The sequence below is a fragment of the Amycolatopsis sp. MtRt-6 genome (assembly GCF_017308975.1).
Lineage (GTDB): Bacteria > Actinomycetota > Actinomycetes > Mycobacteriales > Pseudonocardiaceae > Amycolatopsis.
On sequence record NZ_JADWPD010000003.1, the window covers coordinates 477840 to 488175 of the forward strand.

At 70.5% G+C, this 10336-nt stretch carries 12 protein-coding genes; 3 read left to right on the forward strand and 9 right to left on the reverse strand.

The window, feature by feature from the left end:
* Nucleotides 1-89: 89 nt before the first annotated feature.
* Complete coding sequence (locus I4Q55_RS08545; protein ID WP_206785458.1) at nt 90-914, forward strand: (2Fe-2S)-binding protein; 825 nt, start codon at nt 90-92, stop codon at nt 912-914.
* Nucleotide 915: 1 nt separating this feature from the next.
* On the opposite strand, the gene I4Q55_RS08550 is transcribed toward I4Q55_RS08545, so the two are convergent.
* Nucleotides 916-1479 (reverse strand): TIGR03086 family metal-binding protein, encoded by a 564-nt coding sequence (locus I4Q55_RS08550; protein ID WP_206785459.1) that lies wholly within the window; start codon nt 1477-1479, stop codon nt 916-918.
* A 33-nt stretch (nt 1480-1512) separates the two neighbouring features.
* Here I4Q55_RS08550 and I4Q55_RS08555 point away from each other — a divergent pair, with 33 nt between their 5' ends.
* Complete coding sequence (locus tag I4Q55_RS08555; protein ID WP_206785460.1) at nt 1513-2370, forward strand: helix-turn-helix domain-containing protein; 858 nt, start codon at nt 1513-1515, stop codon at nt 2368-2370.
* Between the two features lie 141 nt (nt 2371-2511).
* Here the strand turns inward: I4Q55_RS08555 and I4Q55_RS08560 are convergent, their stop codons facing one another.
* Nucleotides 2512-2862, reverse strand: coding sequence for an Lsr2 family protein (locus I4Q55_RS08560; RefSeq protein WP_020641935.1), 351 nt, complete (start codon nt 2860-2862; stop codon nt 2512-2514).
* A 145-nt stretch (nt 2863-3007) separates the two neighbouring features.
* On the reverse strand, nt 3008-4519 hold the full coding sequence (lysS, locus tag I4Q55_RS08565) for a lysine--tRNA ligase (RefSeq protein ID WP_206785461.1): 1512 nt from the start codon (nt 4517-4519) through the stop codon (nt 3008-3010).
* A 78-nt stretch (nt 4520-4597) separates the two neighbouring features.
* Between lysS and I4Q55_RS08570 the strand changes: the two genes are divergently transcribed.
* Entirely contained in the window at nt 4598-5350 is a 753-nt protein-coding gene (locus I4Q55_RS08570; RefSeq protein ID WP_206785462.1) for a class I SAM-dependent methyltransferase, read from the forward strand.
* A 6-nt stretch (nt 5351-5356) separates the two neighbouring features.
* On the opposite strand, the gene I4Q55_RS08575 is transcribed toward I4Q55_RS08570, so the two are convergent.
* The 6 genes from I4Q55_RS08575 to I4Q55_RS08600 form a co-directional block, all read right to left on the reverse strand.
* On the reverse strand, nt 5357-6133 hold the full coding sequence (locus I4Q55_RS08575) for a type III pantothenate kinase (RefSeq protein ID WP_206785463.1): 777 nt from the start codon (nt 6131-6133) through the stop codon (nt 5357-5359).
* A gap of 5 nt (nt 6134-6138) precedes the next feature.
* Nucleotides 6139-6636 carry an aspartate 1-decarboxylase gene (panD, locus tag I4Q55_RS08580; RefSeq protein WP_206785464.1) on the reverse strand — a complete coding sequence of 166 codons (498 nt, stop codon included), beginning with the start codon at nt 6634-6636 and terminating at the stop codon, nt 6139-6141.
* 9 nt (nt 6637-6645) lie between these two features.
* Nucleotides 6646-7551 carry a pantoate--beta-alanine ligase gene (gene panC, locus I4Q55_RS08585; protein WP_206785465.1) on the reverse strand — a complete coding sequence of 302 codons (906 nt, stop codon included), beginning with the start codon at nt 7549-7551 and terminating at the stop codon, nt 6646-6648.
* Complete coding sequence (locus I4Q55_RS08590) at nt 7548-8507, reverse strand: Rossmann-like and DUF2520 domain-containing protein (protein ID WP_374194456.1); 960 nt, start codon at nt 8505-8507, stop codon at nt 7548-7550. Before I4Q55_RS08590 ends, panC begins: the two co-directional genes overlap by 4 nt.
* Before the next feature lie 90 nt (nt 8508-8597).
* Nucleotides 8598-9701: a PrsW family intramembrane metalloprotease gene (locus I4Q55_RS08595; protein WP_206785508.1), complete on the reverse strand. Its 1104-nt coding sequence runs from the start codon at nt 9699-9701 to the stop codon at nt 8598-8600.
* A 299-nt stretch (nt 9702-10000) separates the two neighbouring features.
* Nucleotides 10001-10336: transposase family protein (locus I4Q55_RS08600; RefSeq protein ID WP_242545494.1), on the reverse strand; the 336-nt coding region annotated here is incomplete at its 5' end.

Here is a 10336-nt window from a genome sequence, read left to right on the forward strand (position 1 = left end):
GGGAGTACCGCACCCGATTGGCGCAATGATCTCCAGCCTGTAAGGTTAGGCACGCCTAATCCACTACGGCGCTTCGAGGAGGGCCGCGGTTGAACCAGCAGCGGTCCTTCCGTGACGCGCGCGAGGTCGGCGACGGCCTCGCGTCGTCGTTGCGGCGGGTTTCGGGGCGCCAGGAGCGCACCGAGCTGCGCCGCGACGTCCCGGCGGGCTGGATCCGCTGCTCGGAGCTGCTGGAGACCCCCGGGTACTTCGACGAGTGGCGCGGCCTGCTGGGCGACTGGCTGCTGCGCGAGCACGCGGCGGCACCGGCCCGCACGACGGCCAGCTGGGTGCTGACGTGGTACCTGCACGTCCCGGCGTACGTGGGCGCGCTGCTGCTGCACCACGAGCGGCGGGTGCCATCCCTTGCGCCCGCCGAGCTGGCGTTCAGGTTGTCGGACGACCGCCCCCACCCGGACGGCATGGCGGTGCTGGGTGACGCGTTCCACTGCCTCCCGACGGACCCGGGCTCGGCCCGCCCGGAGGCCACTGTGGTCCGCGACGAGCGAGCACTGGCGGCGGTGCTCCGCGCCCGCTACCTGGCCCACGCGGCCCGGTTCGTGGGCGTGTACGCGCCGATCAGCAGACTGGGCCGCCGCACGCTCTGGGCGGCGGCGACGGACGCGCTGGAGAACTCGCTGTGGTGGGCGGGCCGCCAGGGCGGCACACCGGAGGCGGAGGGCGCGGGGGTCGCGGACGCGGCGTTGGTGCTCGACGAGCGCTACCCACCGCTGACGTCGGCGTCGACGTTGCGCATGGCGGAGGGCCCGGAGGGCCATCGGGAGTGGACCCGGCGGCGCGAGAGCTGCTGCTTCTCGTACCTGCTGCCGTCGTCGGCCGAGTGCGACGGCTGCCCGCGCACCTGCTCGCGCTGAGTCAGGCCGTCCAGGCCGGGTCCCGCCCGGCCGCGCCCAGCGCCCGCTCCAGCGGCGACGCGTCGGCCGCCACCGCCACCGCCGGGCCGTACACCCCCATCGACCGCGCCTGGTCGCCCATCGCCACCGCGGACTCGTACACCGCCGTCGCCGCTTCCGGGGTGTACGCACACGACTGCCCGCTCGCCCGGGCCAGGTCCCAGCCGTGCAGCACGAACTCGCCCAGCACCATCGCGCCCACCACCGACGACGGCATCGCGGCCGAGCCCAGGGACGTCATGCCCGTCCACGCCGCGGGCGTCCCGAACACCTCCAGCAGCGTCTCCGTCTGCTTCTCCAAGTCCGCGCGCCAGTCCTCCGTCACCACAGCCGCCTCGCCACCGGCCGGCGCGGGCGCCGGCAACCGACGACCCGCCGCGATCAGCCACGGGCCCCAGTACAAGAGGTGGTTGAGCAACCCTCGGACGTCGTACCCCGCGCACGGTGTCGGGGCGGTCAGGTCGGGGACCGCGCACGCGATCCGGAGGAATTCGGCCGCGGCCGGGCGCAGCAACGAAGCAGTCATGCGGTGATCCAAACCTCCGGCGAACGAGACGTCTTGGACGAACGCGACAGCTACCGTGAACCCGTGACGCACCGGATCCCGCGCGGCATCGTGGCCGAGGCCACCGCGCGCACGATGTTCACGCTGACCCGGCACCCGCCCGCGCCGGAGCTCGCCGAATTCGTCGAATACCACTGGATCCTGCGCTGGGACCTGCGCGGCAAACCGCCGTACGAGCAGCGGGTGCTGCCGAACCTCGCCGTCCACGTGACGTTCTTCCCCGGCGCCTCCGGCGTGCACGGCCCCGCCCACGACGTCTTTTCGCACCGCTTGACCGGCCGCGTCCAGGGCTTGGGTGTGCGATTCCGGCCGGGCACCTTCCGCGCGTTCCTCGGCGGCCCGGTGCGTGACATCGCCGACCGGGCCGTCCCGCTCACCGACGTTTTCGGACCGGCCGCGGATCGGGCCGCCGAATCGGTGGGCGTCGCCGGCAGCGACGCGCAAATGGCCAGTGCGATCGACAACTTGCTGATCGCAAAACCGGTGCGGCTGTCGCCGGCCGCGCGGGCGGCCGCGGAGGCGGTGGAATCAATCGCGCGGGACCCCGGAATTACCCGGGTGGCACACCTGTGTGCGGATACTGGACTAACCACCCGGTCCGTACAGCGCATGTTCGCCGAACACGTCGGCGTCCCGCCCAAGTGGGCGATCCGGATATACCGCCTCAATGACGCAGCGCAGCGGCTCGTCACAGAAGGAGATCCCGATTACGCCGGTCTGGCGGTTCGACTGGGCTATAGCGACCAGTCGCACTTCATCCGCGATTTCCGGACGGTGACCGGCCAGTCGCCCGCCGAGTACGCGCGAACCGCCCGCACCGCTGAACGGCAACCGGACAGCGCCAAGACATGAAGAAAGCCGCCGGGCGAGAATTCGCCCGGCGGCCCGCTGAAACCCCGCGTCGACGAGATTGCCACGCCATCACCGGCACCTGCGGATAACTGCTGGTCAGCGACCCGCGGCCGACCCGCACGAAGACGGCGTGAACAATCTTCAGTTCTTCTTGTGGTAGGCCTCGACGACCTCGGAGGGGATGCGGCCGCGGTCGGAAACCGCGTAACCGTTCTTGCGCGCCCACGACCGGATGGCCTGGTTCTGCTCGCGGTCGACGGCGGCCGGACGAGCCGAACCCTTACCCGCGACGGGGCGAACCGAAGCGCGCTTGCGACCGCCCGCACGACGCGCGTGCTCGACATACTGGGCAAGCGCGTCCCGCAGCTCCTCGGCGTTTTCCGAGGAGAGATCGATCTGGTAGCTGACTCCGTCCAAACCGAACTCGACGGTCTCTTCCGCCTCACTGCCGTCGAGGTCGTCGACCAGCGAGACGAGCACCTTCTGTGCCATCCGATTCCTCCTGCGGGGCTTACTCAATGATCTGGTACGGGGCAAGCCCCGGGACAGAAGACTTTGTCTAGAACATTAGTACCCGCTTCTGGAGTGCAGCGCAAATCTCATTGCCATAACCGACGGCTATCCTCACACGGCCGGGTTATTCGGGGCGCACCAGCGGGAAGAGGATCGTCTCCCGGATACCGAGCCCGGTCAGCGCCATGAGGAGCCGGTCGATACCCATTCCGACGCCGCCGCTCGGCGGCATTCCGTACTCCAGGGCACGGAGGAAATCCTCGTCCAGCCGCATGGCTTCGCTATCGCCCTGCGCGGCCAGCAGCGACTGTTCGGTGAGGCGTTCCCGTTCGACGACCGGATCGACCAGCTCCGAGTATCCCGTCGCGAGTTCGAATCCGCGCACGTAGAGGTCCCACTTCTCGGCCACGCCGGCCCGGGAGCGGTGCTGCCGCGTCAATGGCGACGTCTCCAGCGGAAAATCACGGACAAACGTCGGTGCGTGCAGGTGATCTCCGACGAGGTGTTCCCACAGTTCCTCGACGAGCTTGCCGTGCCCGAGCTTCGGATCCACTTCCAGGCCCCTGGCCTGCGCGAATCCGAGCAGTTTGGCCGCGGGCGTCTCCGGCGTCACCTCTTCGCCGAGGGAATCGGACAACGACTCGTACATTCCGAGCGTGGTCCATTCGCCGGACAGGTCGTACTCCGAACCGTCCGGCAGCGTGACGACCAGCGTGTCCAGCACCGACTGCGCGGCCTCCTGGATCAGCTGGCGCGTCATCACGGCGTTCGTGTCGTACGTGGCGTAGGCCTCGTAGTACTCGAGCATCGCGAACTCCGGCGAGTGCGACGAGTCGCTGCCCTCGTTCCGGAAGTTGCGGTTGATCTCGAAGACCTTCTCGATGCCGCCGACGACGCAGCGCTTGAGGTAGAGCTCCGGCGCGATCCGCAGGAAGAGCTCCATGTCGAAAGCGTTCGAATGCGTGACGAACGGCCGGGCCGCGGCGCCGCCGTGCAGCGTCTGCAGCATCGGCGTTTCGACCTCGGTGAACCCGCGGCGGTGGAACGACTCCCGCAGCGACCGGACCACGCCGGCCCGCGTGCGCACGACGTCCCGCGCGCGCGGGCGCATGATGAGGTCGACGTAGCGCTGGCGGATCCGCGTTTCCTCGGCCAGCTCCTTGTGCGCGGTCGGCAGCGGGCGCAGCGCCTTCGACGTGATCCGCCAGGCGTCGGCCATCACCGAAAGCTCGCCGCGCTTGGACGTGATGACCTCGCCCTGCACGAACACGTGGTCGCCGAGGTCGACGTCCGACTTCCACGCCGCCAGCGCGTCTTCGCCGACCTTCGCCAGGCTGATCATCGCCTGCAGCTCGGTGCCGTCACCCTCGCGGAGGCTCGCGAAGCACAATTTGCCCGTATTGCGCAGGAACATCACCCGGCCGGTGATGCCGACGGTCTCGCCGGTGGCGGTGTCGGCGGGCAGCCCTTCGTGCGCCGCCCGCACCTCGGCGAGCGAGTGCGTCCGCGGTACCTCGACCGGGTAGGGATCGATACCCTCCGCGAGGATCCGGTCGCGCTTCTCCCGGCGCACCCGCATCTGCTCGGGCAGTTCGTCTTCGGCGGGCTCGCTGGTGGAAGCGGGGTTTTCGGTCATGGCCCATAGGGTACGAACCCCCCGGACCGCTACGCCAACCGGATTACCTTTACCTTTCCCTCCATTAGCCTGGGCGAGGTGAGTGATCCCACGCGAGGTCAGCGCGCTTCTTCCTTCGGCACCCGCGCCGCCGAGTACGCCGAGCACCGGCCCGGTTACCCGCGGGCAGCGATCGAATGGGGCCTTTCCGGCACGACCGGAACAGCGCGCCGGGTGCTCGATCTCGGCGCCGGAACCGGCAAGCTCACCCTCGGCCTCACCGCGCTCGGGCTCGACGTCACGGCGGTCGAGCCGGACCCGGAAATGCGCGCCGAACTCGAGCGGGTCGTGCCGTCGGCGAAGTCGCTGGCGGGGCAGGCCGAACGGATCCCGCTGCCCGACGCGGCCGTCGACGCGGTTTTCGTCGGCCAGGCGTTCCATTGGTTCGACGTCCCGGTGGCGATGACGGAGATCGGCCGCGTACTGCGCCCTGGTGGCGTGTGCGTGCCGATGTGGAACTACGAAGACGAATCGGTGCCGTGGGTCGCCGAGTTCACCGAACTGGGTCGCGACGGCGCCCGCCGCCCGGCGAGCACCGAAGATATGCGAGAGGTGACGAACCCGGCATTCGAACCGTTCGAAATCGAGCGGTTTCACCATGCGCAACGGCGCACGGCGGAGAGCCTGGTGGAAACGATCGCGACGTATTCGCAGGTGATCGTGTCGGCACCGGCGGAGTCGGCGGCGCTGCTCGGGCGGCTCCGGCAGTTCCTCACGGAAAACCCGGCCACCGCGGACGGCGAGTTCGACCTGCCGCTGGTCACCACGGCGTTGCGCGCGCGGCGCCGCTGAGGCCGGTCAGGGCCGGATGTTGCGCTCGTAGGCCAGCCGCAGGCCGAGCAGGGTCAGCTCGGGCACATGGTCGGTGATCGTCTCCGACTCGCCGAGCACGAGCGGGGCCAGGCCGCCGGTGGCCAGCACCGCCACCGGCTCCTTCCCGCCGGGCGAAAGCTCGCGGACGATCCGGCGCACCAGGCCGTCCACCTGGCCCGCGAAGCCGTACAGGATCCCGGACTGCAGGCATTCCACCGTGTTCTTGCCGATCACCGACCGCGGCGGCACCAGTTCGACCTTCCGCAGCGCCGCCGCGCGCAACGCCAGCGCGTCCACCGAAATCTCGATCCCGGGCGCGAACGCGCCGCCCAGGAACTCGCCGCGGGCCGAAATGGCGTCCACGTTGGTCGACGTGCCGAAGTCGACCACCACGCACGCCGTGCTGTGGAGGTGGTGCGCGGCCAGCGTGTTGACCAGCCGGTCCGCGCCCACCTCCTTCGGGTTGTCCACCAGCAGGGCCACGCCGGTGCGCACGCCCGGCTCGACCACGATCTTCGGCACCCGGGCGTAGTACCGGCCGAGCATCACCCGCAGCTCGCGCAGCACCGCCGGCACCGTCGACAACGCGCTGATCCCGGACACGGCGTCCGCGTGCGGGCCGAGCAGCCCGCGGACCGTCAACGCCAGCTCGTCGGCCGTCATGCGCGCGTCCGTGCGCATGCGCCAGTCGCCGACCAGGTCCTGACCGGACCACAGGCCCAGGACGATGTTCGTGTTGCCGACGTCGACGGTGAGCAGCAAGCGGGTCAGCTTTCCGCGTGCAGCAACGCGTCGAGGCGGCGGGCGTCCGCCGTCTCGGCGACCGGGAAGACCGCGGTGTCGTCGTCCGGCGGCAGCGTCACCGTGCCGGACAGCAGCCCGGACCCCTCCGGCGCGTGGCCGGGGTCGGTGTGCCGGTGGACGATCCGGTTGTCCGCGTCGACGAACACCACGCGCGGCTGGTACGTCATCGCCTCGGCGTCGTCCATCTGGCCGTACGAGATGAGGATGACCAGGTCACCCGGGTGCACCAGGTGTGCCGCGGCGCCGTTGATGCCGAGCACCCCGCTGCCGCGTTCCCCCTTGATGACGTAGGTCTCCAGCCGCGCCCCGTTGGTGACGTCCACAATGGACACCTGTTCCCCCGGCAGCAGGTCCGCGGCCTCCATCAGGTCCTCGTCGACCGTCACCGAACCCACGTAGTGCAGGTCGGCCTGGGTCACCGTGACGCGGTGGATCTTCGACTTGAGCATCGTGCGGTACATCGTGGACTCCTATTCCCCTGCGTCCAGCCGCTCCGGGTGCTCGACAGCCGCGCCGAGCAACACCGGAACGTTGTCGATCAGCCGGGTACTCCCCACCCGGGCCGCGATCAACAGTCGTGCCTCACCGTCGACGGGCGCGAGCCCGAGGTCGGTTCCCCTCAACTCCAGGTAATCCACCTCGACCGCGGGCCGCGCGGCGAGGGTCTTCCACGCGGTCTCGAGGACCGCGTCGGCACCGTCCCGGCCGACGAACGCCCCCGCGGTGAGGGCGGCCGACAGGACGATGGCGTCTTCGCGCTGCTCAGGCGTCAGGTAGACGTTGCGCGACGACAACGCGAGGCCGTCCCGCTCGCGCACGGTCGGCACGCCGATGACCCGCGTGCCGATGTTCAGGTCGCGCACCATCCGCTTGATCAGCACCAGCTGCTGGTAGTCCTTCTCGCCGAAGAAGGCGTAGTCGGGCTGGAGCAGGTTGAACAGCTTCGCGACGACGGTGAGCACGCCGGCGAAGTGACCGGGCCGGGCGGCGCCTTCCAGCTCGTCGCCGAGCGGGCCCGGGTGCACGGTCACCACGGCACCCTCGGCGTAGAGGGCGTCCGCGCTCGGCGTGAACGCGATTTCGATGCCGTCCTCGCGCAGGACGTCGAGGTCGGCCTCCAGCGGCCGCGGGTACGCCTCGAAGTCCTCGCCCGCGCCGAACTGCAGCGGGTTCACGAAGATCGAGGTGGCCACGACGGTGTTCGGCAGCCGCTTCGCGCGGCGGATCAGCTCGCGGTGCCCGGCGTGCAGCGCGCCCATGGTCGGCACGAGCGCCAGCTTGCGGCCGACGCCGTGCAACGCCCGGCTGACCTGGCTCACCTGATCGGGAGAGGCGAACGTGTTCAGGGTGCCGCGGCTGAATTTCGGTGTGGTCACTGGTCTGGGTGCCCTTCGGCGGGATCGTCGAGGAGTTCGGTGAGGTCTTTGGCGGCCGCGGCGTCCAGCAGCCCGGCAGCCGTCGAGCGCGCCGCCGTGCGCTTGGCCAGCGCGCGGTAGGCCGGCGCCACGTCCGGCGCCCGGTCCACCAGCACCGCGAGGTGCTTGCGGACGGTGCCGAGATCGCCACGCGCGACCGGCCCGGTGAGGGCGCGGTCGCCGTGTCGCAGCACATTATCCAATGCCGCCGAAAGCAGTGGCGCGACCAGGCGTTCGGACTGCTCGATTCCGGCCTGGCGCAACAGGTCCGCGCAGTCGGCGACCAGCGTCATCAGGTGGTTTGCGCCGTGGGCCAACGCAGCGTGGTAGAGCGCTCGCGCGGAGTCGGGAATCCGCACCGGCTCGGCACCCATCTCGACGGCCAGCGCTTCGCCGACGTGCCACGCCGCCTCGTCGTCCTCGGCCGCCGTGACGCCGATGCTGCACGCCGCCAGCCGTTCGAGATCCTCCTCGCGGCCGGTGAACGTCATCACCGGGTGCAGGGCGAGCGGCAGGGCACCGGCCTCGGCCGCGGGGGCCAGGACGTCGATGCCGTGCGCCCCGGAGGTGTGCACGACGATCTGGCCGGGCCGCAGCGACTCGGTGGCGACGAGCCCGCGCACCATCCCTTCCAGCGCGTCGTCGGGGAGGGCGAGCAGCACGAGGTCCGCCCGGCGGACGGTTTCGTCGGGCGGCAGGAGGGGCACGTCGGGGAGGAGGCGTTCGGCACGGGCCAGCGACGAAGCGGACAGCCCCGACGCGGCGACCACGGTGTGCCCCGCCCGGGCCAGCGCGGCGCCGAGCACGCTGCCCACCCGGCCGGCGGAAACGACGCCGACCGCGAGGCGGGCGGGCCTCATCATGGCGTGCGCCTGTGGACGCTCATGGTTCGCAGACTCCCTCTGCTCTCGTTCCAGTCCCTTGGCGGGTACCGGACGAACGGCGCGAGACTAACTCGGGCGGGCGCGCGCCGTTGAGCCCGGGTGACCAGCTTCACCCGGACCGGGTCACCCGCGGGCGGCCTCGTCGGCGAGGCGCGTCGCCTCCGCGCGGGCGGCCTTCAGGGTCTGCAGCAGCTCCTGCTGGCGCTGCCGGTCGGTGTCGCTGGTGAGCGGGTGCCGGTCGAGGAACGCGAGCTCCGTCACGCTCGCCTGATAGACGCTGACGGCCTTCGCCGCTTGCTTGCCGGACTGGCGTTTCGCCTGGCGGCGCCAGGCGCGGCGGCCGGACAGGCTGGCCAGCAGGTCGACCTCCGACGGCGCGATCCACCGCGCCGCGGCCATGTGCGGCAGGGCGGCGGCGATGATCCGCTGCTCCCGCTTCCGCTGCAGGATGACCAGGTAGACCACGCCGAGGAACAGCGGGACCATGATCAGGAAGTAGACGGTGAGGAACTTCGACCCGCCGAGCAGCGCGGCGCTGTTCCAGAGCGCGTGCAGGCAGACGGCGGCGAGGTACCCGGCGATCGGCGCGACGATCTTGAGCGCCTTGGTGGTCGTCCGCGCGGCGATGCCGATCCCGATGCCGGTGAGCACGGCGAACAGCGGATGCGTGAACGGCGCGAGCACGCCCCGCAGGAAGAACGCCGTGATGACGCCCTGGCTGTGCCCGTCACCGAAGCCGTAGTCGGCGAAGGCGCGCCCGAAGTAGTAGATGTTCTCGGTGAAGGCGAACCCGGCGGCGCTGAACCCGGCGTAGACGACCCCGTCCACAACGCCGTCGAACTCGTTGGAGCGCCGCCAGAGGATCAGCACGACGAAGAGGGCCTTTGCGGCCTCCTCGACGACGGGTGCGGAGACGAGCGCGGCGAGCGCGTTGCCCTGGCCGGAGCCGAGCAGCTGGTCGCCGACGGTCTCGGCGGTGGTGTTGATGAGCAGCGCGGTGATGGTCGCGATGCAGGCGCCCCAGGCGAAGGCGAGCAGCAGGAACTTCGCGGGTTCGGGCTCCCACCGGTCGACCCAGAGGAACCCGGTGACGACACCGGCGACGGGCACGAGCGCGGCGAGGACGCCGATGGTGACGGCGAGGGGCCCGACCCGCGCGGTGGCGAGCCCGAACAGGAACAGGCCGCACAGGGCCACCACGATCAGCCCGAGCACCGGCAGCAGCACGGTGACCCGGCGAGGCCGCCGTCCGCGATCAAGTCCCGTCGCGGGCGAGAGGGTTCCGCTCACAGCGGGTCACCCTACGCAGGCCCGCTCGAAGGAGGAAACGCCACCTGGCACACGAGGCGCGCGATTCAGCCTGCCGGACACGGGCGAGATGCCCCCAATGTGGCGTTCGGTGCATCAGACGCACCCAATGTGGCGTTCGGTGCATCTGACGCAACCAATGTGGCCTTCGGTGCATCCCACGCACCCAATGTGGCCTTCGGTGCATCTGACGCAACCAACGCCACATTGAGGTTTTCTCAGTAGCGGCCGTGGTGTTCGTGGTGGGTGAGGACGAGGGCGGCTTGGACGATGTGGCCGATGCGGTGGGGGCAGAGGGTGATGCGGTTCAATGCCTGCCAGCGGGTTTTGAGGATGGCCATGGCGCGTTCACCCAGGGCCCGGGCTCGGGCGTGCAGCATGTTGTGGACCCGTTGCCGGGCGTTGAGGGGTGGTTGACCTGCGGTTTTCTTGAACGGGGTGAGGATGCCGATCCCGGCGGCGTGGTAGGCCTTGTCGGCCAGAGTTGTCAGGCCCTGGCCGGCGGCGGCGGTCAGCGCGCCGACGATCCCGTGGTCGCGGGCGGCGGAGAGGTC

Excerpts from the sequence above, each read along its gene's own strand:
- I4Q55_RS08550 (WP_206785459.1), bottom strand. The coding sequence starts at position 1,479 with ATGACTGCTTCGTTGCTGCGCCCGGCCGCGGCCGAATTCCTCCGGATC.
- I4Q55_RS08560 (WP_020641935.1), bottom strand. The coding sequence starts at position 2,862 with ATGGCACAGAAGGTGCTCGTCTCGCTGGTCGACGACCTCGACGGCAGT.
- lysS (WP_206785461.1), bottom strand. The coding sequence starts at position 4,519 with ATGACCGAAAACCCCGCTTCCACCAGCGAGCCCGCCGAAGACGAACTG.
- panD (WP_206785464.1), bottom strand. The coding sequence starts at position 6,636 with ATGTACCGCACGATGCTCAAGTCGAAGATCCACCGCGTCACGGTGACC.